Origin of the sequence: Yoonia vestfoldensis (genome assembly GCF_002158905.1) — a bacterium.
Classification (GTDB): domain Bacteria; phylum Pseudomonadota; class Alphaproteobacteria; order Rhodobacterales; family Rhodobacteraceae; genus Yoonia; species Yoonia vestfoldensis_B.
Genome location: NZ_CP021431.1, coordinates 1786598 through 1811263 on the forward strand (window position 1 = coordinate 1786598; position 24666 = coordinate 1811263).

Sequence of the window (24666 nt, forward strand, 5' to 3'; positions counted from 1 at the left end):
GGACCTAACAACCCCGCCCCGCCGGTGCAAGTGGCTCAGATCGTCGCGTTGATCGCCCCGCCATCCAGCACGATGTTCTGGCCGACGATGAATCCGGCATGTTGCGAACATAAAAAGGCACACATCGCGCCGAATTCGGCGGCGGTGCCATAGCGGCGGGCGGGGATCGTCGCCTCGCGCTGCGCCTTGGCGGTGGCCATATCGATGCCCTGCGCCTTGCTGACACCGGTATCAAGGCTGATCGCGCGGTCGGTTGCATGGATGCCGGGCAACATGTTGTTGATCGTCACCCCGTGCTGCGCCACCTGCCGCGCGGTGCCTGCGACATAGCCGGTCAAGCCCGCGCGCGCGGCATTGGACAGGCCCAGCTGCGCAATCGGTGCCTTGACCGACCCCGAGGTGATATTGACCACCCGGCCCCAGCCTTTGGCGATCATGCCGGGCAGAACGGCCTTCATCAGCGCGATGGGGGCCAGCATATTGGCATCGAGTGCCTTGATGAAATCGTCGCGTTCCCAATCCGACCACAGCCCCGGTGGTGGCCCGCCCGCATTGGTCACCAGAATATCGACATCGCCCGCCGCCGCCAGCAGACGCGCGCGGCCATCCTCGGTCGCCACATCGGCGGCGATTGTCGTGACCTGCACGCCGAAACGGGCGCGGATATCGGCGGCTGTCGCCTCTAGCGCCTCTGCGCCGCGCGCGTTCAGCACAAGGTTGACCCCCGCGCCGGCCAAAGCCTCGGCACAGCCGCGCCCCAGCCCCTTTGACGATGCGCAGACCAATGCCGTCTTGCCCGAAATATCCAGATCCATCATCATTCCCCCTCTTTGCGCCCCTGACCTAGCATCCTCGCCCGCCATGGGCAATTTGATCTTACCCCCGCCGGGCGCGCGGTGTAGAGATCGGACATGCCAAGCCATCTGATCACGATCGAGGTGTTTCGCGCCGAGGATGTGACCGTCGTTGACGGTGTGCTGCAAGGAGAGCCGCTGGGCTTTGCCGATGAATTGGTGCTGGACGATCTTTATGCGCTGGCCCCGCAAGCCGCAATGCTGGCGCTGGATCTGATCGCCGAACCGGCCGGGCTGCGGCGCAAGACCGGCGCGCGCAATGCCGTGCATCTGGATTGCTGCCTGACGCTGATGGCCCCCGATGGCACCACCCATGATGCGCTGGTGCTGGTCGAGGAAAACGCAGGGCTGGCCGTCGGTATCTATCTGATGGCGCTGGGCGATATCATGCCGGATTGCGCTTACCGGCTGGTCGGGATCGCGCGCGAAACCGCGACCCGCCGCTTTGCCGAGGCGGCGGCGGGGTCTTTCGCGCGCGGCACAAGGATCACCATGGGCGATGGAACGATGCAGCCGGTCGAAACGCTTTCGCCCGGCGATCTGGTGCTGACGCGGGATGCGGGCAAACAACCGCTGCGCCATGTGACACAGGCCACGATGCGCGCAACCGGGCGCTTTGCGCCGGTGATCATCACCCAAGGGGCCTTGCATAACGAGGCCGATCTGGTGCTGCGCCCGGATCACCGGATTTTCATCTATCAGCGCAGCGATCTGTTGGGCACGGGCCATGCCGAGGTCTTGATCCGCGCGCGCCAGCTGGTCGATGGCGTGACCGTTTTGCGCAAACGCGGCGGCTATGTCGATTATTTCCAGCTGGTGCTGGATGATCACCATATCATCTATGCCGAAGGGATCGCCGCCGAATCGCATTTGGTGGATGCCAATACAAAACACGCCATGCCCGCAGGCGCAAAGCTGCACCGCCACCGCCCGCATCTGGATTACGAGGTCCGCGACAGCCTGATCGACCCCGCGACAGCGGCCGATCTGCTGCGGCGCGCCTCGACCTGCTAGGGGCTGCGTTCGGCGGCGAAACGACCGTCGAAAACAGCGATCTCATCGCCCTGTCGCACAGACCCCCGCGCGATCACGCCTGCGACACCGCTGCCTTGCGCCCCGTGAAAATCGCCCGACATTTCGGCGCTGACCAGATGGGTGATGGCGTTTTGGGTCAGGGTGCCCGACAGATCGGCGGTGAATTGGTAATCGCGCGCGGCGGCGGCATCGGGGTAAAGCCTGCCATTGCTGATCAGCAGATCACCTGTCGCTTCCCCCGCCGCCCCTTGCAGATTACCGATACGACCGGTCACCGGATCGGACGCCGCCGCGAAACTGACCCTCAGATCCAGATCCCCGTGATAAAGCGCCGCCGCCGCCCCGCCCAAGGGCAGGTTCAGCTGCACAAGGCCGCTATAAGACAGATCACCCGTCGGCGGCAGGCTGGCAAAAGCCGTGATCCCCGGCGTGGTCACGCGGTCCTGCAAGGCCGCAAAAGCATCGGCAGGCACAAGCGCATTGCCCGCCGCACCGCCCCCACCACCGGAACAGGCCGCCAGACAAAAGATCAGACCAGATACCAAACACAGACCGCGTAACATGCCGCTTTGTCGCGGAACTTGGTTAACAAACCGTTACGATCACGGCATCGCGGGTCACGGCGCCACAGGTTCGGGCGCGGTCGGTTCCGCCACCAGCACCAGCGTGCCGCTGCGGATCACACCATTTTGCACCAGCAAAGGGTCTAGATCGGCAGCGGACAGGCCGGTGATCGGATCGCCCAGAAACAGGCCGGTCAGCTGGCCCGAGACCGCCAGCTGCTGGCCACCACCGGTCAAGGCCCCGGCATAGGACAGGTCCAGATCGCGGGCGACCGGCGCATCGCTGATCGTGATCTCGCCGCCAAAATCCTGCACGCCGCTGCCCGGCACGGTGCCGAAAAACCGGTCCATCCTGCCGCTGCTGCGCGCAGTGCCGAAATCGACATCCAGCTGCGCATCCCCGATCAGCACCAGCTGTTGCGCGCCTTCCACGCGCAGGGTGGCGAAACCGGCAAATTGCACGCCGCCCGCCACCGGCAGCGCGCCCGCGGTGGGGGCCATGCCCATGGCCCCAGCCTCTGGATCGCCCAGCACCCTGATGCGTTGGGATTCATAGATATCCAGCCGCGCCAATCGCGGGTCAATGCCGCTGCCCGGATTATCGCCCCCGCCCCCGCCGCCACCGCCACAGCCCGACAGGATCACGCAGATCGTCCACCATCCTGCCCTGAAACCCATTGCGCCGCCTTTCCGCACCATCCTAGCGCGCAATCGTTTATCTTGCGTCAAGACAGGCCGACACATTGCCCTTTCGCAGCGAAACGCCTAAAGCGTGACGCCATGACAAACCGCCCCGCCTTGCCGCCTGAAATCGCCCGCCGTCGCACCTTTGCGATCATCTCGCATCCCGATGCGGGCAAGACGACGCTGACCGAAAAATTCCTGCTTTATGGTGGCGCGATCCAGATGGCCGGACAGGTCCGCGCCAAGGGCGAGGCGCGGCGCACGCGGTCCGATTTCATGCAGATGGAAAAGGATCGTGGCATTTCGGTCTCGGCCTCGGCCATGTCATTCGATTTTGGCAAATACCGCTTTAACCTTGTCGATACGCCGGGCCATTCGGACTTTTCCGAAGACACCTATCGCACGCTGACGGCCGTTGACGCCGCCGTGATGGTGATTGACGGGGCCAAGGGCGTCGAAAGCCAGACCCGCAAATTATTCGAGGTCTGCCGCTTGCGCGACCTGCCGATCTTGACGTTTTGCAACAAGATGGACCGCGAAAGCCGCGATACTTTCGATATTATTGACGAAATTCAGGAAAATCTGGCCATCGACGTGACCCCTGCGTCATGGCCCATCGGGGTGGGCCGCGATTTCATCGGCTGTTATGATATCCTGCGCGACCGGCTGGAATTGATGGACCGCGCCGACCGCAACAAGGTCGCTGACAGTATCCAGATCAACGGGCTGGATGATCCCAAACTGGCGCAGCATGTGCCTGCCGACCTCTTGGCCAAATTTCGCGAAGAGATCGAGATGGCCAAGGCATTGCTGCCCGCGCTTGACCCTGACAGCGTGCTGAACGGGTCGATGACGCCGATCTGGTTCGGCTCTGCGATGAATTCTTTCGGGGTCAAGGAATTGATGGAAGGTCTGGCAAGCTATGGGCCGGAACCGCAGGTCCAATCGGCCCAGCCCCGCAATGTCGCCCCAGAAGAGACGACCGTCGCCGGTTTCGTCTTCAAGGTGCAGGCCAATATGGACCCCAAACACCGCGACCGCGTGGCCTTTGTGCGGCTGGCCTCGGGGCATTTCGAACGCGGTATGAAACTGACCCATGTGCGCAGCAAGAAACAGATGGCGATCACCAATCCGGTGCTGTTTCTGGCCGCCGACCGCGAATTGGCCGAAGAGGCCTGGGCCGGCGATATCATCGGCATCCCCAACCACGGCCAGTTGCGTATCGGCGACACATTGACCGAGGGCGAGGCGATCCGCGTCACCGGCATCCCGTCATTCGCACCCGAATTGCTGCAGACCTGCCGCGCGGGTGATCCGATGAAAGCCAAGCATCTGGAAAAAGCCCTGATGCAATTCGCCGAAGAAGGTGCCGCCAAAGTGTTCAAACCGACGTTCGGGTCGGGGTTCATCGTCGGCGTCGTGGGGGCCTTGCAATTCGAGGTGCTGGCCAGCCGGATCGAGCTGGAATACGGCCTGCCCGTGCGGTTCGAAAGCTCGCAATTCACCTCTGCCCGCTGGGTCGCGGGGGACAAAATGGCGGTGGATGCCTTTGTCGCGGCCAATAAACAGCATATCGCAACCGATAACGACGGCGACACCGTGTTCCTGACCCGCCTGCAATGGGACATCGACCGCGTCGGCCGCGATTATCCCGCCATCACCCTGACCGCGACCAAGGAAATGATGGTCTGAACGGCGGCGGCGTTAACGCGATCTTTACGATACCGCGCTGACATGCGGCATGATGTGGCGCGCGTTGATCTTATGTTTTCTGCTCGGCGCCTGCACCGCGCCACAGGCGGTCGTCAGTTTCCATGACGATTGGACCGGGATCAACATGATCACCACCCGGGAACAAGAGATTTTCCGCGATCGCCAAGGGGTCATGCTCGTGCGGCCCGCGATCACCTCGCGCGGGGGACAATACGCTTTTGGCATCGTGACCCGCATATATCGGCGCGTGCCGAACGGACCAATCATTGAAAAAATTGAAAGCAATGGCACGCCGCTGCGCTATAAAAGGACGGACCGGCTGCTGACGCAATGCACCGACGCCTGCCGTCGCACGGAAATTGGGGTCATTCACCTGACCGAGGCAGAGTTTCGGAACGCAGCCAGATCGGGCCTGCCGCTGCGGGTCTTTGGCAGGCGCGGGCGCTACGCGGGCTTTGTGCCGCCAGAGCCGTTGCAAAGGCTTTTGGCGCAAAGTGATGCAGCCAAGGCGCTTGCCACGCCATGATCCCCGACCTTGACGATCAGCCGCATTTCCCTAAGCTGCGCTGCAAGGCCAGATCGCGCCTTGGTTGTGCATGATAAAGAATAAGCGATTGGTCATGATATCCCCCAAGATCTTAGGCCCGCTGGTCGCCTGCCTGTGCTGCAAGGCGCACAAAGGATGATCGACAGGCCCGCCACCCGCTGTCCTGCGCTTTGCACAAACGGGATGTGACAGCATGAAACCCGCAACATCGGCCACGCTGATCACCTGCCTGCGCGACGAGGGGCCATTTTTGATCGAATGGCTGGCCTATCACCGGGCCATCGGGTTTGACCGTTTCATCATCGGTGCGAATGATTGCACCGATGGGTCGCATGAGATGCTGACGCGTCTGGCCGCGATGGGCGAGGTGATCTATCTGCCCTTTTCGCGCGACCCCGCAGGCAAAGGGCCGCAATATCAATTCGCTGATCTGTTGGCGGCCACAGGCCAGATCAAGGATGGCGACTGGCTGGCATGGCTGGATCTGGATGAATTCCTGCTGGTCCATCGCGGGGATGGCAGCGTGCAAAGGCTGATCCACGATCTGGGCAAGGCGGACGGGATCCGGATCAATTGGCGGTATTTTGGCGTGCCGCCCGGCGTGGCTTGGCCCGGACGGCAAATCCACCCCGCGCTGTGCCGCTGCGCGCCCGCAGATTTTACGCGAGAGGTGGGGCTGGATCACCGGACGTTCAAATCCCTTTACAGGCATCGTGATGGTCTTGCCTTCTTTGCGCATGGGCCGATTTACACTGCCGCATCTCTTGAACGGCAACCTGACTGGCGCGACGGCAAGGGCAAAACCCAACGTCGCCGCGCATGGCCGCGCAAACGCTTGAAAATCCCGGCGGGTGTGGAATTGGTCACGACAAGCCTGATCCAGCATGATTGGGCGCAGATCAACCATTACGCCACGCGCCATCCGGCATTCGCGCAGATGCGCCGCCAGCGCGGCCGTGGCAGCGCCTTTGTCCCCACAGACCCGACCGATCCCTTTTATCAGGATTTCGCCGCCCGCCATTCCGACGCTTATTTCGCCACCTACAACCAGCACAGCGACCATGACCCACGGATCCTGCGGCACCTGCCGGCCATTGATGCACAGATGGGGCGGCTTCTGGCGGATCAGACGCTGCGGCACTGGCATGACCATGCGCTGCGCCAGCTGCCGCCAGAAGCGTTGGCCAAAGCGCTGGCCAAAGCGCTGGCCGCGCCTTTGCCTTGACGATCAGCCGTATTTCCGATACCCGCCCCACAAGGGCTTGATCGGCCCATGACGCCGGGACGCCGGAAATTCGCGTCCTTTCATTTCTTGCGGACCGATCCGCAACCACAGGACGCATATGACAAAATTCTCCGATTTGAACCTTGACCCCAAGGTTCTTCAGGCGGTGGCCGAAACCGGCTATGACACCCCGACGCCCATTCAGGCCGGCGCAATCGCCCCCGCGCTCGAAGGGCGCGACGTGCTGGGGATCGCCCAGACCGGCACCGGCAAGACCGCGGCCTTTACCCTGCCGATGATCACGCTGTTGGGCCGTGGCCGCGCGCGCGCACGGATGCCGCGGTCCTTGGTGCTGGCCCCGACCCGCGAATTGGCGGCACAGGTGGCCGAAAACTTTGACACCTATGCCAAATATACGAAATTGACCAAGGCGCTGCTGATCGGCGGCACCTCTTTCAAGGATCAGGACAAGCTGATCGACAAAGGCGTCGATGTGCTGATCGCGACCCCCGGTCGCCTGCTGGACCATCTCGAACGCGGCAAGCTGATCCTGACGGATGTCAAGATCATGGTGGTGGACGAAGCCGACCGCATGCTCGACATGGGGTTCATCCCCGATATCGAGGAAATCTTCAAACGCACGCCTTTCACCCGCCAGACGCTGTTTTTCAGCGCCACGATGGCCCCCGAGATCGAACGGATCACCAACACCTTCCTGTCGAACCCCGCCAAGGTCGAAGTCGCCCGCGCCGCCACCACCAATGTGAATATCAAGCAAGGCGTCGTGATGTTCCGCGCCAGCGCCAAGCCGCGCGAGGCGACCGAGAAACGCGCCCTGTTGCGCGCGCTGATCAGTGCCGAGGGTGACGCCTGTTCCAATGCGATCATCTTTTGCAACCGCAAGGCCGATGTCGATGTCGTGGCCAAATCGCTGAATAAATACGGCTATGACGCGGCCCCGATCCATGGCGATCTGGACCAAAGCCACCGCACGCGGACGCTGGAATCCTTTCGCGACAACAAGCTGCGCTTTCTTGTGGCCTCTGACGTGGCCGCGCGCGGGCTTGATATTCCTGCCGTGACCCATGTGTTCAACTTCGACGTGCCCAGCCATGCCGAGGATTACGTCCACCGGATCGGGCGCACTGGGCGCGCGGGCCGGTCGGGCGTGGCGATCATGATCTGTTCGGGCCGCGATGAAAAGAACCTCGAAGATGTCGAACGGCTGGTGCAAAATCCGATCCCGCGTCTGGATAATCCGCTGGGCGTGACCGCCCCCCAGCCCGCAGAAGAGGCCAGCACCACCGACGCGGCCCCCAAGCGCAGCCGCAGCCGCAGCCGCCGTGGTGCGGCCAAGGACATGCCCGCCGCCAACACCCCGGCCCCGGTCGCGGAACAAGACGTGCAAAGCCCCGAAGCTGTGGCCACTGCACCAACGCCCGCGACACAGAAGGCCGCCGAGAAGGCCCCAGATCAAGTTGCTGATAAAGCCGCTGATAAAGCCGCGCCGCGCCCGGCCCGCCAGCCGCGCGAGACAGCCAAGCCCGCGCGCGACGATCAGCCAGCGCGCCCGCGCTATCAGGACCGCCGCGACAATGGCCCGCGCATCATCGGCATGGGCGATGATACGCCCAGCTTTATCGCGAAAAGCTTTGAAGAACGCGCCAAAGGCTAGGGCTCATCGGGCGGAAACCCGACCGAGGCAATGCAAAAGGCCCCTGCGCATGCAGGGGCCTTTTGCATAGGGCGGGCTTCAGCCCGCCCCCCCCTGAATTCACGCCAGCCGGCTGATGATCACGGTGACTTCGGGCTTTTTGCCGATCTCGCCCTGTGCGGATTTGCGCGCGATCATCTTGATCTCTTTTTCCAGCTTGTCATCATCGGCCAATGTCTTGGCATGGGCGCGCCCGATGAATTGGGCCAGATCCTCTTCGACGACATCGACCAGCGGCACAGCGTTGCGCCCTACCTCTGGCAGGCCCATGATCTCGACCCAGGGATCGCCCAGCATATCGCCCTCTTCATCGATGATCAGCGTCACGATCATATGGCCGTTCAGCGCCATGCGGATCCGGTCCCGCACCACGCCATCCAGCGCGCCGACCTGCACCGACCCGTCCAGATAGGTGCGGCCGGTCTCGATATATTCGGCGACCTTGGGGCGGTTGCCCGACAGATCAAGCATCATGCCATTGACCGCGACAATGCCGGTCATGCCGCTGGCCTCGGCCAATTTGGCATGTTCGCGCAGATGGCGGTGTTCGCCATGCATCGGGATCAGCACCTGCGCCTTGATGATCTGATGCATCCGCACCAAATCGGGGCGGTTGGCATGGCCGGACACATGATATTTGCCGCCCGCATCATCCACGACATCGACGCCCAATTCGGACAGCTGGTTCATGATCTTGATCACGCCGCGTTCATTGCCCGGAATGGTTTTCGAGGAAAACAGGAACGTATCGCCTTCCTTCAGCTTCATCCCCAGATAGGACCCCTGCGCCAGCTGCGCCGAGGCCGCACGCCGTTCGCCTTGCGATCCGGTGACCAGCAGCATCAGGTTCTGGCGCGGCACCGACAGCGCATCCTCGACCGAGATGACGGCGGGGAAATCAATCAGCAGCCCTTCTTTTTGGGCGGCATCCACCATCGCGCGCATCGCGCGCCCCAGCAGCACGACCGACCGGCCCGCGGCCTTGGCGGCCGTGGCCAGCGTCTGCAACCGCGCCACGTTGGACGCGAAAGTCGTCGCCACCACCATGCCGGTTGCGGCCTGCATCATCTCGGTGATCGCGGGGGCCAGCGTGCTTTCGGACCGGCCCTCGTTTTCGGAAAAGACATTGGTGCTGTCACAGATCAGCGCCTTGACGCCGGGCTTGGCCACCTCTTCCCAGAGCGCGGCATTCCACGGATCGCCCACCACGGGGTTTTCGTCGATCTTGAAATCGCCGGTATGCACCAGCCGCCCATCCGGCGTGTCGATCAGCAGACCGGCACTTTCGGGGATCGAATGGCTGATCGGCAGATAGGACACTTTGAACGGCCCACAGCTGATGACATGCGGATAGGGGTCCACGACCTTGACCACATTGGGTGAGCCACCATGTTCTTCGAGTTTGCGCCGCGCGATATTGGCGGTGAAAGGGCGCGCATAGACCGGTGCGCCCAGCTGCTGCCAGCAATGGCCGACAGCGCCGACATGGTCTTCATGCGCATGGGTGATGAAAATCCCGTCGATCTGGTTGCGCCGCGCGATCAGCCACGAAATATCGGGCAGGATCAAATCCACCCCCGGCGTGCCATCCATATCGGGAAAGGTGACGCCCAGATCGACCACGATCAACCGCTCTTTGCCGGCAGGCCCATAGCCATAGACATAGGCGTTCATGCCGATTTCACCGGCACCCCCAAGGGGCAAATAGATCAGGCGGTTGGCGGTCTTGGCGTTGCTCATGCAATTTCCTTGTTATGGCGGTGGATGACGGTCAGGCCGTGCATCGTCAAATCATCTTCGAACGCGTCAAACAGGGTCTCGGTCTGCTGAAACAGGGCCGCGAGGCCACCTGTTGCGATCACCGACATGTCACTGCCGCGTTCTGCTTTTATCCTTGCGCATATCTCACGGACCAGACCGATGTAACCCCAAAAGACGCCCGATTGCATGCAGGCGACAGTGTTGGTGCCGACCACGGATTGCGGCTTGGTGATATCGACATGCGGCAGGGCGGCGGCGGCATTATGCAACGCCTCTAGGCTGAGGTTCACCCCCGGCGCGATCACCCCGCCGACATAGGCGCCATCGGTTTCGACCACATCAAAAGTGGTCGCAGTGCCGAAATCCACCACGATCAGATTGCCGCCATGCCGGTGATAGGCCCCTGCGGTATTGACCAGACGGTCCGGCCCGACCTGGGTGCCGATATCGACGCGCGGCGGCACCGGCAGCGCGCAATCGGGCTTGCCCACCACCAGCGGGCGGCAGTTGAAATAGCGATCCGCCAGAACCCGCAGATTGAACACCACCCGCGGCACGGTGGAACTGATGATCACCGCATCGATGCTGACATCGACATTCTGCAACCGCATCAACGTGGTCAGCCAGACGTAATATTGATCTGCCGTGCGCTGCCATTCGGTGCTGGTGCGCCATGTGGCCAGAAATGTATCGCCGTCCCAGATCGCAAAGACGGTATTGGTATTGCCGCAATCAATCGCCAAAAGCATGGCCTTCCCCCCCCTAGAAATAGATATCCGCCGCCGCGATCACGCATCGGCCCGTGCCCGTGATCAGCACCAGATTGCCATCATCGTCGATCGTGTCAAAGGTGCCGGTGATCTCGTCGCGCATGGTGCGGGCGGTGATGATTTCGCCCAAACGCGCGGCATGGGCCAGCCAATCGGCCCTGATCTGGGCAAAGCCCATCTGGGCCAGCCGCTGTTCCTGGGCGGCATAGGCCGTGGCCAGCGTGGTCAGGAAATCCAGCGGATCGACCTGCCAGCCGCCCATCTGTGTCAGGCTGACCGGGGCAAAGGCCGCATCGGTCACACCCTCTGGCGCATGGCGCAGGTTCACGCCCAGGCCGATGGACAGCCAATCGATCCGCCCCCCCTGCCCGCTGCTTTCCAGCAGGATGCCCGCCACCTTGCCCCCCGACAACAGCACATCATTGGGCCATTTCAGCGCCAGCTGTTGCGCAGGCACATAGATCGACAAGGCCGCAAACAGCGCATTGGCCGCCAGAAAGGACCGGCGCGCGGCCGCGGCGGGGCTGGCGTCAGGTTTGAAGATCAGCGTCGCATTCAGATTGCCCGCAGGCGCCTGCCAGACGCGGCCGCGCCGCCCGCGCGCGGCGGTCTGGGTCTGCGCGATGATCCATGTCGGCCTGTCGATCTGTGGCGCGCGGCGCGCGGCCTCGGCCATGGTGCTGTCCACGCGGTCAAGCATGATCCGGTCATAGCCTGCGGGCCAAGGCCCGTGGCTGCTGGCGTCAGTTGACAAGCGTCGCAGCCGCCGCAGCCGCCATCGGGTTCAACCCGAAGAGGTTGACACCCGGCACCCAAGCCAGCCCCACGATCACCGCCGCAACCACCGCTGTCAGCCACAAGACCGGCGGCATCCGCCCGTCCAGCGCCTGCGTATCTTCGCCGAAATACATGTAATAGACGATGCGCAGGTAATAAAACGCGCTGATCACCGAGGCGATCACACCCGCCACCGCCAGCCAGGCCAAACCGCCTTCATAGGCGGCCAGCAGCACGGCATATTTGCCAAAGAACCCCAGCATCGGCGGCACGCCTGCAAGGCTGAACATCATCACCAGCATCACCAGCGCCATCAGCGGCTGGCGCTTGGCATGGGATTTCAGCGCCGTGACATCGGTGACGGGCCGTCCATCCTTTTCCATCGACAGGATCAGGGCAAAGGTGCCGATATTCATCGTCACATAGATCACCATATAGATCAGCATCGCCTGCACGCCGCCAACGGTGCCCGCAGCCAGCCCCATCAGCGCGAAACCCATATGCGAGATCGAGGAATAGGCCATCAGCCGCTTGATATTATTCTGCCCGATAGCCGCAATCGCCCCCAGAAACATCGAGACCAGCGCAAGGAAGGCCACGATCTGCTGCCAATCCCCGACGATCCCGCCAAAAGCGTCATGCACCACGCGGGCAAACAGCACGACCGCTGCCACCTTGGGCGCTGTCGCCATAAAGGCGGTGATCGGGGTTGGCGCGCCTTCGTAAACATCGGGCGTCCACATGTGGAACGGTGCGGCCGAGACTTTGAACGCGAAACCCGCGATCAAAAAGACCATGCCGAACAACAGCCCCAGCGATGCCCCACCTTCGGCCGCCGCGATGATGCCCGCGAAAAGCGTCGTGCCAGCAAAGCCATAGGTCAGCGAGGCGCCATAAAGCAGCAGACCCGATGACAGCGCGCCCAGCACGAAATATTTCAGACCGGCCTCGGTCGATTTGGCGCTGTCGCGACGCAGCGATGCGATGACATACATCGCCAGCGATTGCAGTTCCAACCCCATGTAAAGCGCCATCAGATCGCCCGCGCTGACCATGACCATCATGCCCACGACGGCCAGCGTGATCAGCACCGGATATTCAAAGCGCAACAGCCCGCGCCGCAGCATATAGCCTTCGCTGATCAGCAGCACGACAGCGGCCGAGATCAGGATGGTGATCTTGGCGAAACGGGCGAAACCGTCATCGACGAACATGCCGCCAAAGGCGATATGCGTGCCCTGCCCGTTCACCCCGATGGCGATGGCGACCAGCACGAACAGGCCCGCCGTCATCCATGTCAGCAAGGATGCGGCCCCGTCCTTGGTCGTATAGACCGCCCCCAGCAGGGCCGCCATCGCATAGACCGACAGCACGACCTCGGGCATCAGGATCTGGATATCAGCGCCAATCATGGTCAGCTTCCCTCATTCGCAGCGACTTGGCTGGCAGCGTCAAAAGCCGCCAAGGCCGCGTCATAATTGTCAATCAGCGCCGCAACGCTTGGCCCGATCATATCCAGCACCAGCGCGGGATAGACCCCCAACAGCAGCGTCATCACCACCAGCGGCGCAAAGATCATGCGTTCGCGCCCTGTCATATCGGTGATGGAACGCAGGCTTTCCTTGATCAGATCGCCCAGCACCACGCGGCGATAAAGCCACAGCGCATAGGCGGCCGAAAAGATCACGCCCGATGTCGCCACCAGCGCCACCCAGGTATTGACCTGGAACACGCCAAGCAGCGTCAGGAATTCACCCACGAACCCAGATGTGCCGGGCAGGCCCACATTGGCCATGGTGAAGAACAGGAAAATCAGCGCATAGGCGGGCATCCGGTTCACCAGACCGCCATAGGCATCAATCTCGCGCGTATGCATCCGATCATAGATCACACCGACACAGAGAAACAGCGCGCCAGAGATGAAACCGTGGCTGATCATCTGGAAAATCGCCCCGTCCAGACCCTGCTGGTTAAAGGTGAAAATCCCCATGGTCACGAACCCCATATGGGCGACGGATGAATAGGCGATCAGCTTTTTCATATCGGCCTGCACCAGCGCCACCAAGGATGTATAGACAATCGCAATGGCCGACAGCCACAGCACCAGCGGGGCCATGACCTCTGACCCGACGGGGAACATCGGCAGGCTGAAGCGCAGGAAACCGTAACCGCCCATTTTCAGCAGGATCGCCGCCAGCACGACAGACCCGGCCGTCGGCGCCTGCACATGGGCGTCAGGCAACCAGGTATGGACCGGCCACATCGGCATCTTGACCGCGAAACTGGCGAAGAACGCCAGCCACAGCAGCGTCTGCATCCCGCCCAGGATCTGCACGCCCAGCAGGCTGAACGTCTCGGTGCCGAATGTATGGGTCATCAGTACCGGGATATCAGTGGTCCCCGCTTCGCTGAACATCGCCACCATGGCGACCAGCATCAGCACAGAGCCAAGGAAGGTATAAAGGAAGAATTTGAAGGACGCGTAGATCCTATCCTTGCCGCCCCAGATGCCGATGATCAGGAACATCGGGATCAGACCGGCCTCGAAGAACAGGTAGAACAGCACCAGATCCAGCGCCAGGAACACGCCCAGCATCAGCGTTTCCAGGATCAGGAAGGCGATCATATATTCCTTCACCCGTGTGGTGACGGTCCAGCAGGACGCGATCACCAGCGGCATCAGGAAGGTCGTCAGCATCACGAACAGGATCGAAATCCCGTCCACGCCCATCTTGTATTGCAGCCCCATGATCCAATCGGCGGTTTCCACCATCTGGAAATCGGTGTTGTTGGGGTCGAAATTCGTCAGGATGAACAAAGAACAGATAAAGGTGACGATTGTCGTGACCAGCGCCACCCATTTGGCATTGCGCTGGGCCGCCGCATCATCGCCGCGCAGCCCAAGTGCCAGAATGACCGCGCCCAGCACGGGCAGAAAGGTCGTCAGCGTCAGGATATTGCCCATCAGTTCCACCCTCCGCTGAGGGTGACAATGGTCAGCAGCACCGTGATCCCCAGCACCATGGCGAAAGCATAGGTGAACAGATAGCCCGATTGCGCCCGCCCCGCGAGCCGGGTGAAGAACGGGATGATCCCCATGGCGATGCCATTGATCCCGCCGTCAATCGTTTTGGTATCGCCCTGTTTCCACAAGAAGCGGCCAAGCGCCAGCGCGGGCCTTACAAAGATGACCTGATACAATTCGTCAAAATACCATTTGTTGAGCAGGAAGTTATAAAGCGGGGCCTGTTGCCGCGCCAGCTGTGCGGGCCATTCGGGCCGCCGGATATACATCTGCCAAGCCAAAGCCAGCCCGCCCAGCATTGCAAAGAACGGGGCCAGACGGACCCATGTGGCAACCTCATGCGCATCATTGAGCACATGATTGCCCTCGCGCGCATGGATCGCACCCTCGCCCGGCGCGCCGACCAGGTTGTAATGCGGATAGGCATGCGGATCAGCGCTTTCCTCGGCGGCATAGGGCACGCCGAAAAAGGCCCCGACCTTGGCATTCGAGCCAAAGAAACCGCCATACCAGACCATGCCGCTGAAGATCGCCCCAATGGCCAGCACATAAAGCGGCACCAGCATGCTGCGGGGCGCGTCATGCGCATGGTCATGCGTATGTTTATCGCCGCGCGGCGTGCCGAAAAAGGTCAGGAACATCAGCCGCCAGCTGTAGAAACTGGTCATTGCCGCGGCCATCACCAGCATCCAGAACGCATAGCCGCCCGCGGTGCCGGCATAGGCGCTCTCGATAATCGCATCCTTGGACACGAAACCGGCAAAGCCGATGGGAAAGCCCACATAAAGCAGCGGAATCCCCACGCCGGTGATCGCCAAAGTGCCGACCATCATCATCCAGAAAGTCTGCGGGATCTTGTGCCGCAGCCCGCCATAATTGCGCATATCCTGTTCATGATGCATCGCATGAATGACCGACCCGGCCCCAAGAAACAGCATCGCCTTGAAAAACGCATGGGTCAGCAGGTGGAACATCGCGACCGAATAGACGCCAAGGCCTGCGGCGACAAACATATAGCCCAGCTGCGAACAGGTCGAATAGGCGATGACGCGTTTGATGTCATTCTGCACCAGACCCACGGTCGCGGCAAAAAACGCGGTCGTGGCACCCAGGAAAACAACGAAAGACATCGCCTCGGGCGCATATTCCATCAACGGCGACATGCGGCAGACAAGGAACACCCCCGCCGTGACCATGGTCGCGGCATGGATCAGCGCGGAGACAGGCGTCGGCCCTTCCATCGCATCGGGCAGCCAGGTGTGCAGGAACAATTGCGCCGATTTGCCCATCGCGCCGATGAACAGCAAGAAAGCGATCAGATTGGCGGCATTCCAATCCCGCCACAGAAAGGTGATCGTGGTGTCGGCAATCGTTGGCACGGCGGCGAAAATATCGTCAAACTTGATACTGTCAGCCAGCAGATACAGCCCGAAAATCCCCAACAGAAAGCCGAAATCCCCCACCCGGTTGACCACGAAAGCCTTGATCGCGGCGGCATTGGCGCTGGGTTTGCGGTAATAGAACCCGATCAGCAGGTAAGACGCGACGCCCACACCTTCCCAGCCGAAAAACAGCTGCAACAGATTGTCCGCCGTCACCAGCATCAGCATCGCAAAGGTGAAGAACGACAGATAGGCAAAGAACCGTGGGCGATAGCTTTCGTGTTCTTTGAAATTCTCGTCATGGGCCATGTAGCCGAAGGAATACAGATGCACGAGCGCCGATACCGTCGTGATCACGACCAGCATGATCGCGGTCAGCCGGTCCATGCGGATCGCCCAATCCGATGTCAGCGTGCCACTGTCGATCCAGCGCAGGATCGACACGCTATAGCGGCCATTGTCATGCAGCGACGGATCGAAGGTCAGGAACAGGACCCAGGACAGGATCGCGGCCAGAAACAACAGGCTGGTGGCGGTCCATTGGGCGGTGGTTTCGCCAATGATCTTCCAGCCAAAGCCGCAAAGGATCGCACCGACCAGCGGGGCAAAAAGAATGATACTTTCCATCTGGTCAGCCCTTCATCACGTTGACGTCTTCAACGTCGATGGTCCCGCGGTTGCGGAAGAAACACACAAGGATCGCAAGCCCGATCGCAGCCTCGGCGGCCGCAACGGTCAGCACGAAAAGCGTAAAGACCTGCCCCACCAGATCACCCAGAAAGCTGGAAAAGGCGACAAGGTTGATATTCACCGCCAGCAGCATCAATTCGATGCTCATCAGCAGGATGATCACATTCTTGCGGTTCAGAAACAGCCCGAAAATGCCGATGATGAACAGCGCCGCCGCCACCGTCAGATAATGTTCAAGTCCGATCATGCCGTCACCTTTGCCGCAGCGTCAGGGACAAGAAATTTTGACAAAATTTCTTGTCGCGCCAAAATTTTTCGCGAAAAATTTTTCATCACAGCCCCTGTCCCGGCTTGACGTCGCGCAATTCCATCGCCTTGGCGGGATCGCGGTACATCTGGTTCAGCACATTCTGGCGCTTGATATCGACGCGGTGGCGCAGGGTCAGCACGATCGCCCCGATCATCGCCACCAGCAGGATCAGCCCCGACAGCTGGAACAGCAGGAAATACTGGTCATAAAGCAGCATCCCCAAGGCGCGGGTATTATCCAAATCGCCCGCAGGGGCGGCGATCCGGCCTTCGACGCCTTCGGAAAAGCCCCAGACCCCCAGCGCCATCGCCAGCTGCATCAGGATCACAACGCCGATCAGCAGCGCCAAGGGCAGGTATTTCGTCATTTCCGCCTTCAACCCGGCGAAATCCACATCCAGCATCATCACCACAAAGAGGAACAGCACCGCGACCGCGCCGACATAGACGATGATCATCAGCATGGCGACGAATTCCGCCCCCAGCGTCACGAACAGCCCCGCCGATGATAGAAACGCCAGGATCAGCCACAGCACCGAATGCACCGGATTGCGGCTGATCACGGTGAACAGCCCGCCGGTGACGGTGCTGATCGCGAAAAGGTAAAAGGTGAAGGCGAACACACTCATGCGTCATCGTCCTTTTGCAAGACTTCATTGGCCAGTTCCATGGCCTTGGTCATCGCCGGCACGCCCGCGAACATGCCCATCTGCGCGATGGCTTCGGCGATTTCCTGTTTGGTGGCCCCGGCCTCGACCAGATGGCGCACGGTCAGGCGGATCTGCGCCTCGGCCTGCGCGCCCAGCACGATCAGCCCCGCCAGCGTCAGCAACAGCCGCGTCTTGGCGTCCAATCCATCGGGGTTGATACCTTTGCCAAAGAACATCTCCATCGCGTCCTTGGGCATGGTGGGCCAGAGATTTTCAAAGCCTTTGGGGGTAAAGGCCTCCATGTCGAAATTCATCGACTTGGCCCAATCCTGGCTCATCTTCATCATCGCTTCAAAAGGGTTCTGATCGCTCATCTGTAGGGCGCGTCCAAGGCGAGGTTGCGCGCGATCTCTGATTCCCAGCGGTCGCCATTTTCCAAAAGCTTGGCCTTGTCGTAATACAATTCTTCACGGGTTTCCGTGCTGAATTCGAAATTCGGCCCTTCGACGATGGCATCCACGGGGCAGGCCTCTTGGCAGAAACCGCAATAGATGCATTTGGTCATATCGATGTCATAGCGCGTCGTGCGGCGCGATCCGTCATCGCGCGGTTCAGCGTCGATGGTGATCGCCTGCGCGGGGCAGACAGCCTCGCAGAGCTTGCAGGCGATGCAGCGTTCTTCACCATTGGGATAGCGGCGCAGCGCATGTTCCCCGCGAAAGCGCGGCGATAGCGGGCCTTTTTCATGCGGATAGTTCAGCGTCGCCTTGGGCGCGAAAAAGTATTTCATCCCCAGCTTGAAGCCGACCCAGAAATCCTGCAGCAGGAAATACTTGGCCGCGCGGGTGTAATCCATATTGGTCTTGGACATATCTTAGCCTCCGATCGTCCAGCGGGCCCAAAAGCCCCCCAGCACTTCGTATTTCGCCAGAAACGACACCAGCACCACCCAGCCCAGCGACAAGGGCAGGAACACTTTCCAACCGATCCGCATCAACTGGTCATAGCGGTAACGCGGGGTGATCGCCTTGACCATGGCAAAGGCGAAGAACACCAGCATCATCTTGCCCACCATCCACAGGATGCCATCGGGCAGGCCGGGGATCGGTGACAGCCAGCCGCCAAGGAACAACAATGTGACCAGCGCGCACATCAGCACCACGGCCATCAATTCGCCGATCATGAACAAAAGGAACGGGGTGGATGAATATTCGACCTGATAACCTGCCACCAGTTCGGATTCAGCCTCTGGCAAATCGAACGGCGGGCGGTTGGTTTCGGCTAGCGCCGAAATGAAGAACAAAAACAGCATCGGGAAATGCGCGATCAGATACCAGTTGAACAGCCCCGCATTGCCGCGCTGCGCATTCACGATATCGGTCAGGTTCATTGATCCGGTGGAAATGATCACGCCAATGATGATCAGGCCGATCGACACCTCATAGGAAATCATCTGTGCCGCAGACCGCAACGACCCAAGGAACGGATATTTGGAGTTGGACGCCCAACCACCCATGATGATGCCGTAGACACCCAAGGACGAGATCGCGAGGATATAGAAAATCGCGATATTGATATCGGCCAGCACCCAGCCATCGTTGAACGGGATCACCGCCCAGGAAATCACCGCCACGACGAAGGTGATCATCGGGGCGAGGAAAAACACGAACTTATCCGCCCCCGCAGGGACCACGATTTCCTTGACGATATATTTCAGGAAATCCGCAAAGGATTGCAGCAACCCGAACGGCCCCACGATATTCGGCCCCCGCCGCATCTGGACCGCGGCCCAGACCTTGCGGTCGGCATACATCAGGAACGCCAGCGCCAAAAGCAGCGGGATCAGCACCAGCAGCGATTGCCCAAGGATCAGCAGGACAATCCCAAGGTTGGTATTGGTGAAGAATTCGACCATGGTGTCGTCCTTATTCACACATAAATGTGGGTTCGCGGAAGCCATCCACAATCCAGTCGTCACCAGATCTCGTTGCAGTGAGTGTGTACAGACATGACTGTGAATACGGTGTGTAGGTTGTGGTATTTGTCGTAATTGTTGCCCAACCACCAGACCCGTAAATATTGGACGTTGTTGGCGTAGTCATCGGTATTACACCGGAGGTGTTCATTTGCCATTGAAACGCTCTTCGATCCGGCCCCAGATCAAAAACATTTGTGGGCCTGCCGTAATCAAGCATCGGCTCCGTGATTGACTTACCAACATAGCTTTCAAGGATCGCTGAAGCGCATCCCGCAAGTATCACAAGAGCTCCAAGAACGAAATTTTTCATCACGAGCTCCTTATTCCGCAGCCAGCGGTGTGGTTTTGCGTGCCTTGGCATTGGCGCTGAGTTCGGCCATCAGGCTGGACGCACGCGCAATCGGGTTGGTCAGATAGAAATCACTGACAGCCAGCACAAAATCGGCCTTGCCGGGTTTGGCAATCGGCAGTGGTTGCCAATCGTTTTCGGCAACCTCGTCGATATTTGCCAGATGCGGATGCGCCGCAACCAACGCCTGCCGCAATTGCGCGATGCTGTCATAGGGCAGTGTCGCCCCCAGTTCGGCGGACAAGGCCCGAAGGATCGCCCAGTTTTCCTTGGCATCGCCCGGTGGGAAACTGGCGCGCAGCGCAAGCTGTGGGCGCCCTTCGGTGTTGACGAACAATCCGCCTTCTTCGGTATAGGCGGCGGCGGGCAGAATGATATCGGCGCGATGCGCACCACGGTCGCCATGGCTGCCCTGATAGATCACGAAAGCGCCCGGTTTGATCTCAACCTCATCGGCACCCATGTTATAGATGACCTCGGCCCCATCCAATGCAGCGTCCATGCCACCATCCGTGACAGCGCCCACATCCATCGCACCGACACGCCCAGCGGCGGTGTGCAGCACAAGGAAACGCGATTTGGTCTTGTCGGCCAGCGCCATCGCTTGGGATAGCACCGCCTCACCATCAGCTTCGCGCAGCGCACCCATGCCGATGATGACGAGGCTGTCGTGATCCGCGACCTTGGCCTTGGCGGCCGCATCGATCAGCGCCTGACGGTCACTGCCAAGATGGGTCACATCATAGGTCAGATCGACATGCGGCCCGATCAGCCCGACATTGGCACCGCGCGCCCAGGCCTTGCGAATCCGCGCATTCAGCACGGGGGCTTCATTGCGCGGATCGGTGCCGATCAGATGGATCATCTGCGCGCTGTCGATATCTTCAATCGCCGCCGTGCCGACATAGGCCGACCGGTTGCCAATGGGCAGTTTCGCGCCATCGGTGCGGCATTCGACGCGTCCGCCCTGCCCTTCGATCAGCTGTTTGAGGGCAAAGGCGGCCTCGACCGGGGCCAGATCACCGACCAGGCCTGCAACCTTCTTGCCCTTCATCGCGGCGGCGGCGGCGGCCAATGCTTCGGGCCAGGTGGCTTTGCGCAGCTTGCCAGCCTCGCGGATATAGGGCGTGTCCAGACGCTGCTTGCGCAGGCCGTCCCAGACGAAACGGGTCTTGTCGGAAATCCATTCCTCGTTCACGCCATCATGGTTGCGCGGCAGGAAACGCATGACTTCGCGGCCCTTGGTATCGACGCGGATATTGGACCCCAGCGCATCCATCACGTCGATGGATTCGGTCTTGGTCAATTCCCAAGGCCGCGCGGTAAAGGAATAAGGCTTGGAGACCAGCGCCCCGACAGGACACAGATCAATGATATTGCCCTGCAAATTGCTGTCGAGCGTTTCGCCCAGATAGCTGGTGATCTCTGCATCCTCGCCCCGGCCGGTCTGGCCCATCTGGGAAATGCCCGCGACCTCGGTGGTGAAACGCACGCAGCGGGTGCAGGAAATGCAGCGCGTCATATGGGTTTCGACCAGCGGGCCAAGGTTCAGATCCTCGGTCGCGCGCTTGGGTTCGCGGTAGCGCGAAAAATCCACGCCATAAGCCATCGCCTGATCCTGCAGATCGCATTCGCCGCCCTGGTCGCAGATCGGGCAATCCAGCGGGTGGTTGATCAGCAGGAATTCCATCACGCCTTCGCGGGCCTTTTTGACCATCGGGCTGTTGGTTTTCACCACGGGGGGCTGGCCTTCGGGGCCGGGGCGCAAATCCTTGACCTGCATCGCGCAGGATGCGGCGGGTTTCGGCGGGCCGCCCACCACCTCGACCAGACACATGCGGCAATTGCCCGCGATGGTCAGACGTTCGTGATAGCAAAAGCGCGGGATTTCGATACCCGCGATTTCACAGGCCTGGATCAGGGTCATTGCCCCGTCGACCTCGACCTCGGTTCCATCGATGATGACTTTGCGCAGATCAGACATGGCGTGCCTTCTTGTTCCCGTCGCGCCATGTGCCGCATTAGGGGTAGGCGCGTTCAGGGCGTTCTAACCCGCAAGCGACCACGACGCCAGTGCGATCGGTAAAAAAGACGCCAATTTGTGATCCATGTCGATCCGTTAGCGTAGAAGCCAGCCAACCCTTGTATTTGCGGCGATTTGGGCCTGCCCGACACGGCAGTAACTGGCCGGATCGGCCACAACAGCCCCCAAAGCGGCCAGCTGCGCGCGCGCGATATCTTCGAGCCGCTGCTTTTCTGCGCGGTCGTCGATATAGGCGTCGATTTCGGCCTCGCTATAGCCCAGGTTGCGCGCCGTATTGCGCAAAGATTGCAGATAGGTCAGGCCACGCAATGTCCGGGCGCGGATATTGTCGCATTTTTGAGCAATCTCATAGGCCATGCCGACATAGATGATGCCGTCGCGCACCCTGGGTTCATCGCGCAGCTGCGCTTGCGCCGATAGCGACCCTGCCAGACCGATCGTGGCCAGCAACACCACCATGATCGCGATTGTTGTTCTTGTCATCTTGTGCCTCTTTTGCGGATGCTCGGGGCGGCATCCTTGCATCCCAGATTGCGACGACAGGCTGGTTATACAATATCACCCGCGCCAGAGCGGGGATTTTCCGCCCATCGCCGCCATCATCGCAGCAAAAAACCCCGCGCCAAGGCCGGCAATTTTTCAAAAGCGTCACAAATTGTCAGCAGATCGTCAGAGAGGCACCAGCAGCGCGCCAAGCGCCGAGCCTTGCAGGATTTCCGCATCAGCGGCGGGGCAAAGATCCGCGCCCTGCAAGGTGACCCCGTGTTTGGCCATGAAACTGCGCTGGCTGACATCAGTTTCGACGGTGATCGCGCTGCGCTGTGCATGGGCCGATAATGACCCGTGCCCCAAAGCATTGCGCCGTTCGTTCATCAGGGAATCAAGTTCCGCATCATAGCGGTAGCGCGCGCAATTCTGCGCCACCTGCGCGGCAAGCGTCAGCGTTGCGTAATATGCGGGCGTTGGCATGATCAGCAGGCGCTGCACGGAAGGATCAGCCAGATCACGCGCGGGGCCCTTGCCTGTTGCACAGGCGGCCAGTGCCAGCGCGCAAACCAGCGCCCCGCTGCGGATCATCATTCCGCGGCCAGCCCCGCAAGGCGTTTATGCTTGATCCGGTCTTCGATCTCGTCGCGGAAATTCTTGATCAGCCCCTGGATCGGCCAGGCGGCCGCATCGCCCAGGGCGCAGATCGTATGACCCTCGACCTGTTTGGTCACATCCAGCAGCATGTCGATTTCCTCGACGCTTGCATTGCCTTCGACCAGCCGCGCCATCACCCGCATCATCCAGCCGGTGCCTTCGCGGCAGGGCGTGCATTGGCCGCAGCTTTCGTGTTTGTAGAATTTCGACAGCCGCCAGATCGCCTTGATCATATCGGTGGAATTATCCATCACGATCACGGCTGCGGTGCCAAGGGATGATCCTTTTTCCTTCAAAGCATCAAAATCCATGATCGCATCGCGCATGTTTTCACCGCGCACACAGGGCACGGAGGACCCGCCGGGGATCACCGCCTTGAGGTTATCCCAGCCGCCACGGATGCCGCCGCAATGCTTGTCGATCAATTCCTCGAAGGGAATCGACATTTCTTCTTCAACCACACAGGGGTTGTTCACATGGCCCGAGATCGCGAACAGCTTGGTGCCCGCATTATTGGGCCGGCCAAAGCCGCTGAACCAGGCGCCGCCACGGCGCAGGATCGTCGGCACCACGGCGATGGATTCGACGTTGTTCACCGTCGTCGGGCAGCCATAAAGCCCGGCACCTGCGGGAAACGGCGGTTTCATCCGCGGCATGCCCTTTTTGCCTTCGAGGCTTTCCAGCAGCGCGGTTTCTTCACCGCAGATATAGGCCCCCGCCCCATGGGTCAGGTAGATGTCGAAATCCCAGCCCGATTTGGCGGCGTTCTTGCCGACCAGACCGGCGGCATAAGCCTCGTCAATGGCGGCCTGCAAAGCCTCTTTTTCGCGGATATATTCGCCGCGGATATAGATATAGCAGGCATGGGCATTCATCGCGAAAGACGCGATCAGGCAGCCTTCGACCAGCGTATGCGGATCGTGGCGCATGATTTCGCGGTCTTTGCAGGTGCCCGGTTCGGATTCGTCGGCATTGACCACCAGATAGGCCGGGCGACCATCGCTTTCCTTGGGCATAAAGGACCATTTCAGACCGGTGGGGAACCCTGCCCCGCCGCGCCCGCGCAGACCAGAGGCTTTCATCTCGGTGATGATCCAGTCGCGGCCTTTCTTGATGATATCAGCCGTGCCATCCCAATGACCGCGCGCCTGCGCGCCTTTCAGACTGCGGTCATGCATCCCGTAAAGGTTGGTGAAAATCCGGTCTTGATCCTTGAGCATCAGTTCTCGCCCTTGTCATTCCGGCGCATACGCCAGAGTTGAAACGTCTTCCACAGCGCAAAGCCGAAACCGGCCAGCGCTGCAAGGTCAAATATGAAACGGGTCCGGTTGGACCAGCCATATTCGGACCCGATCATCGTGACCAGCGCCCACAAGCCACCAACGGCGGCGACCGTCAACGCGACGCGTTGTCCGGCCTTTGCCTGTGCTGTGTCGCCGTGCCGGGCCATGCT

General features: G+C 60.7%; 25 protein-coding genes. 5 read left to right on the plus strand and 20 right to left on the minus strand.

The annotated features are described in order from the left end of the window. Positions 1–35: 35 nt before the first annotated feature. Complete coding sequence (locus LOKVESSMR4R_RS08815) at positions 36–815, minus strand: SDR family oxidoreductase (protein ID WP_087212903.1); 780 nt, start codon at positions 813–815, stop codon at positions 36–38. A gap of 96 nt (positions 816–911) precedes the next feature. Here LOKVESSMR4R_RS08815 and LOKVESSMR4R_RS08820 point away from each other — a divergent pair, with 96 nt between their 5' ends. After that, the gene (locus LOKVESSMR4R_RS08820; protein ID WP_087207610.1) at positions 912–1868 is read left to right on the plus strand and encodes a Hint domain-containing protein; all 957 of its coding nucleotides are present in this window, start codon (positions 912–914) and stop codon (positions 1866–1868) included. Here LOKVESSMR4R_RS08820 and LOKVESSMR4R_RS08825 read toward each other — a convergent pair. Next, positions 1865–2452, minus strand: coding sequence for a hypothetical protein (locus LOKVESSMR4R_RS08825; RefSeq protein WP_157898176.1), 588 nt, complete (start codon positions 2450–2452; stop codon positions 1865–1867). The genes LOKVESSMR4R_RS08820 and LOKVESSMR4R_RS08825 overlap by 4 nt on opposite strands. 54 nt (positions 2453–2506) lie before the next feature. After that, positions 2507–3130 (minus strand): hypothetical protein, encoded by a 624-nt coding sequence (locus tag LOKVESSMR4R_RS08830; protein WP_157898177.1) that lies wholly within the window; start codon positions 3128–3130, stop codon positions 2507–2509. A gap of 102 nt (positions 3131–3232) precedes the next feature. Here LOKVESSMR4R_RS08830 and LOKVESSMR4R_RS08835 point away from each other — a divergent pair, with 102 nt between their 5' ends. The 4 genes from LOKVESSMR4R_RS08835 (at position 3233) to LOKVESSMR4R_RS08855 (ending at position 8296) form a co-directional block, all read left to right on the plus strand. Next, positions 3233–4828, plus strand: a complete 1596-nt coding sequence (locus LOKVESSMR4R_RS08835) for a peptide chain release factor 3 (RefSeq protein ID WP_087207617.1) — start codon at positions 3233–3235, stop codon at positions 4826–4828. A gap of 49 nt (positions 4829–4877) precedes the next feature. Next, positions 4878–5375 (plus strand): hypothetical protein, encoded by a 498-nt coding sequence (locus tag LOKVESSMR4R_RS08840; protein ID WP_087207619.1) that lies wholly within the window; start codon positions 4878–4880, stop codon positions 5373–5375. A 214-nt stretch (positions 5376–5589) separates the two neighbouring features. Continuing rightward, entirely contained in the window at positions 5590–6621 is a 1032-nt protein-coding gene (locus LOKVESSMR4R_RS08850) for a glycosyltransferase family 2 protein (RefSeq protein ID WP_087207623.1), read from the plus strand. A 118-nt stretch (positions 6622–6739) separates the two neighbouring features. After that, on the plus strand, positions 6740–8296 hold the full coding sequence (locus tag LOKVESSMR4R_RS08855; RefSeq protein ID WP_087207625.1) for a DEAD/DEAH box helicase: 1557 nt from the start codon (positions 6740–6742) through the stop codon (positions 8294–8296). Between the two features lie 99 nt (positions 8297–8395). On the opposite strand, the gene LOKVESSMR4R_RS08860 is transcribed toward LOKVESSMR4R_RS08855, so the two are convergent. The 17 genes from LOKVESSMR4R_RS08860 to LOKVESSMR4R_RS08940 all read right to left on the minus strand — a co-directional run bounded on the left by LOKVESSMR4R_RS08860 (position 8396) and on the right by LOKVESSMR4R_RS08940 (position 24663). Next, positions 8396–10075 (minus strand): ribonuclease J, encoded by a 1680-nt coding sequence (locus LOKVESSMR4R_RS08860; RefSeq protein ID WP_087207627.1) that lies wholly within the window; start codon positions 10073–10075, stop codon positions 8396–8398. Further along, a complete protein-coding gene (locus LOKVESSMR4R_RS08865) occupies positions 10072–10845 on the minus strand; it encodes a type III pantothenate kinase (RefSeq protein WP_087207629.1) in 774 nt (257 codons plus the stop codon). The genes LOKVESSMR4R_RS08860 and LOKVESSMR4R_RS08865 overlap by 4 nt, the downstream gene beginning before the upstream one ends. Before the next feature lie 13 nt (positions 10846–10858). After that, positions 10859–11620: a biotin--[acetyl-CoA-carboxylase] ligase gene (locus tag LOKVESSMR4R_RS08870; RefSeq protein ID WP_237331943.1), complete on the minus strand. Its 762-nt coding sequence runs from the start codon at positions 11618–11620 to the stop codon at positions 10859–10861. After that, a complete protein-coding gene (nuoN, locus tag LOKVESSMR4R_RS08875) occupies positions 11610–13055 on the minus strand; it encodes an NADH-quinone oxidoreductase subunit NuoN (RefSeq protein WP_087207632.1) in 1446 nt (481 codons plus the stop codon). The genes LOKVESSMR4R_RS08870 and nuoN overlap by 11 nt, the downstream gene beginning before the upstream one ends. 2 nt (positions 13056–13057) lie before the next feature. Beyond that, positions 13058–14608 (minus strand): NADH-quinone oxidoreductase subunit M, encoded by a 1551-nt coding sequence (locus LOKVESSMR4R_RS08880; RefSeq protein ID WP_087207634.1) that lies wholly within the window; start codon positions 14606–14608, stop codon positions 13058–13060. After that, positions 14608–16677, minus strand: a complete 2070-nt coding sequence (gene nuoL, locus LOKVESSMR4R_RS08885) for an NADH-quinone oxidoreductase subunit L (RefSeq protein WP_087207636.1) — start codon at positions 16675–16677, stop codon at positions 14608–14610. The genes LOKVESSMR4R_RS08880 and nuoL overlap by 1 nt, the downstream gene beginning before the upstream one ends. Before the next feature lie 4 nt (positions 16678–16681). Next, a complete protein-coding gene (nuoK, locus tag LOKVESSMR4R_RS08890) occupies positions 16682–16987 on the minus strand; it encodes an NADH-quinone oxidoreductase subunit NuoK (RefSeq protein ID WP_007205169.1) in 306 nt (101 codons plus the stop codon). A gap of 85 nt (positions 16988–17072) precedes the next feature. Further along, complete coding sequence (locus LOKVESSMR4R_RS08895; protein WP_087207638.1) at positions 17073–17678, minus strand: NADH-quinone oxidoreductase subunit J; 606 nt, start codon at positions 17676–17678, stop codon at positions 17073–17075. Further along, a complete protein-coding gene (locus LOKVESSMR4R_RS08900; protein WP_087207639.1) occupies positions 17675–18073 on the minus strand; it encodes a carboxymuconolactone decarboxylase family protein in 399 nt (132 codons plus the stop codon). The genes LOKVESSMR4R_RS08895 and LOKVESSMR4R_RS08900 overlap by 4 nt, the downstream gene beginning before the upstream one ends. Next, the gene (gene nuoI / locus LOKVESSMR4R_RS08905) at positions 18070–18570 is read right to left on the minus strand and encodes an NADH-quinone oxidoreductase subunit NuoI (RefSeq protein ID WP_087207641.1); all 501 of its coding nucleotides are present in this window, start codon (positions 18568–18570) and stop codon (positions 18070–18072) included. The genes LOKVESSMR4R_RS08900 and nuoI overlap by 4 nt, the downstream gene beginning before the upstream one ends. 3 nt (positions 18571–18573) lie before the next feature. Next, complete coding sequence (nuoH, locus tag LOKVESSMR4R_RS08910; protein ID WP_087212909.1) at positions 18574–19614, minus strand: NADH-quinone oxidoreductase subunit NuoH; 1041 nt, start codon at positions 19612–19614, stop codon at positions 18574–18576. Positions 19615–19624: 10 nt separating this feature from the next. Further along, positions 19625–19987: a hypothetical protein gene (locus LOKVESSMR4R_RS08915; protein ID WP_087207644.1), complete on the minus strand. Its 363-nt coding sequence runs from the start codon at positions 19985–19987 to the stop codon at positions 19625–19627. A 10-nt stretch (positions 19988–19997) separates the two neighbouring features. Beyond that, entirely contained in the window at positions 19998–22010 is a 2013-nt protein-coding gene (gene nuoG / locus LOKVESSMR4R_RS08920; RefSeq protein ID WP_087207646.1) for an NADH-quinone oxidoreductase subunit NuoG, read from the minus strand. A 135-nt stretch (positions 22011–22145) separates the two neighbouring features. Next, on the minus strand, positions 22146–22553 hold the full coding sequence (locus LOKVESSMR4R_RS08925; RefSeq protein ID WP_087207648.1) for a DUF5333 domain-containing protein: 408 nt from the start codon (positions 22551–22553) through the stop codon (positions 22146–22148). A gap of 186 nt (positions 22554–22739) precedes the next feature. Then, positions 22740–23150 (minus strand): hypothetical protein, encoded by a 411-nt coding sequence (locus LOKVESSMR4R_RS08930; protein WP_087207651.1) that lies wholly within the window; start codon positions 23148–23150, stop codon positions 22740–22742. After that, positions 23147–24433, minus strand: a complete 1287-nt coding sequence (gene nuoF, locus LOKVESSMR4R_RS08935; protein ID WP_087207653.1) for an NADH-quinone oxidoreductase subunit NuoF — start codon at positions 24431–24433, stop codon at positions 23147–23149. Before nuoF ends, LOKVESSMR4R_RS08930 begins: the two co-directional genes overlap by 4 nt. Beyond that, entirely contained in the window at positions 24433–24663 is a 231-nt protein-coding gene (locus tag LOKVESSMR4R_RS08940) for a DUF5337 domain-containing protein (RefSeq protein ID WP_087207655.1), read from the minus strand. Before LOKVESSMR4R_RS08940 ends, nuoF begins: the two co-directional genes overlap by 1 nt. Positions 24664–24666: the final 3 nt, after the last annotated feature.

Excerpts from the sequence above, each read along its gene's own strand:
- LOKVESSMR4R_RS08840 (WP_087207619.1), top strand. The coding sequence starts at position 4,878 with ATGATGTGGCGCGCGTTGATCTTATGTTTTCTGCTCGGCGCCTGCACC.
- LOKVESSMR4R_RS08815 (WP_087212903.1), bottom strand. The coding sequence starts at position 815 with ATGGATCTGGATATTTCGGGCAAGACGGCATTGGTCTGCGCATCGTCA.
- nuoK (WP_007205169.1), bottom strand. The coding sequence starts at position 16,987 with ATGATCGGACTTGAACATTATCTGACGGTGGCGGCGGCGCTGTTCATC.
- LOKVESSMR4R_RS08860 (WP_087207627.1), bottom strand. The coding sequence starts at position 10,075 with ATGAGCAACGCCAAGACCGCCAACCGCCTGATCTATTTGCCCCTTGGG.
- LOKVESSMR4R_RS08850 (WP_087207623.1), top strand. The coding sequence starts at position 5,590 with ATGAAACCCGCAACATCGGCCACGCTGATCACCTGCCTGCGCGACGAG.
- LOKVESSMR4R_RS08900 (WP_087207639.1), bottom strand. The coding sequence starts at position 18,073 with ATGAGCGATCAGAACCCTTTTGAAGCGATGATGAAGATGAGCCAGGAT.
- LOKVESSMR4R_RS08915 (WP_087207644.1), bottom strand. The coding sequence starts at position 19,987 with ATGAAAAATTTCGTTCTTGGAGCTCTTGTGATACTTGCGGGATGCGCT.
- LOKVESSMR4R_RS08880 (WP_087207634.1), bottom strand. The coding sequence starts at position 14,608 with ATGGGCAATATCCTGACGCTGACGACCTTTCTGCCCGTGCTGGGCGCG.
- LOKVESSMR4R_RS08930 (WP_087207651.1), bottom strand. The coding sequence starts at position 23,150 with ATGATGATCCGCAGCGGGGCGCTGGTTTGCGCGCTGGCACTGGCCGCC.
- LOKVESSMR4R_RS08865 (WP_087207629.1), bottom strand. The coding sequence starts at position 10,845 with ATGCTTTTGGCGATTGATTGCGGCAATACCAATACCGTCTTTGCGATC.
- nuoL (WP_087207636.1), bottom strand. The coding sequence starts at position 16,677 with ATGGAAAGTATCATTCTTTTTGCCCCGCTGGTCGGTGCGATCCTTTGC.
- LOKVESSMR4R_RS08830 (WP_157898177.1), bottom strand. The coding sequence starts at position 3,130 with ATGGGTTTCAGGGCAGGATGGTGGACGATCTGCGTGATCCTGTCGGGC.
- LOKVESSMR4R_RS08835 (WP_087207617.1), top strand. The coding sequence starts at position 3,233 with ATGACAAACCGCCCCGCCTTGCCGCCTGAAATCGCCCGCCGTCGCACC.
- nuoF (WP_087207653.1), bottom strand. The coding sequence starts at position 24,433 with ATGCTCAAGGATCAAGACCGGATTTTCACCAACCTTTACGGGATGCAT.
- LOKVESSMR4R_RS08895 (WP_087207638.1), bottom strand. The coding sequence starts at position 17,678 with ATGAGTGTGTTCGCCTTCACCTTTTACCTTTTCGCGATCAGCACCGTC.
- nuoG (WP_087207646.1), bottom strand. The coding sequence starts at position 22,010 with ATGTCTGATCTGCGCAAAGTCATCATCGATGGAACCGAGGTCGAGGTC.
- LOKVESSMR4R_RS08940 (WP_087207655.1), bottom strand. The coding sequence starts at position 24,663 with ATGGCCCGGCACGGCGACACAGCACAGGCAAAGGCCGGACAACGCGTC.
- LOKVESSMR4R_RS08825 (WP_157898176.1), bottom strand. The coding sequence starts at position 2,452 with ATGTTACGCGGTCTGTGTTTGGTATCTGGTCTGATCTTTTGTCTGGCG.
- LOKVESSMR4R_RS08925 (WP_087207648.1), bottom strand. The coding sequence starts at position 22,553 with ATGACAAGAACAACAATCGCGATCATGGTGGTGTTGCTGGCCACGATC.
- LOKVESSMR4R_RS08820 (WP_087207610.1), top strand. The coding sequence starts at position 912 with ATGCCAAGCCATCTGATCACGATCGAGGTGTTTCGCGCCGAGGATGTG.
- LOKVESSMR4R_RS08855 (WP_087207625.1), top strand. The coding sequence starts at position 6,740 with ATGACAAAATTCTCCGATTTGAACCTTGACCCCAAGGTTCTTCAGGCG.
- nuoI (WP_087207641.1), bottom strand. The coding sequence starts at position 18,570 with ATGTCCAAGACCAATATGGATTACACCCGCGCGGCCAAGTATTTCCTG.
- nuoH (WP_087212909.1), bottom strand. The coding sequence starts at position 19,614 with ATGGTCGAATTCTTCACCAATACCAACCTTGGGATTGTCCTGCTGATC.
- nuoN (WP_087207632.1), bottom strand. The coding sequence starts at position 13,055 with ATGATTGGCGCTGATATCCAGATCCTGATGCCCGAGGTCGTGCTGTCG.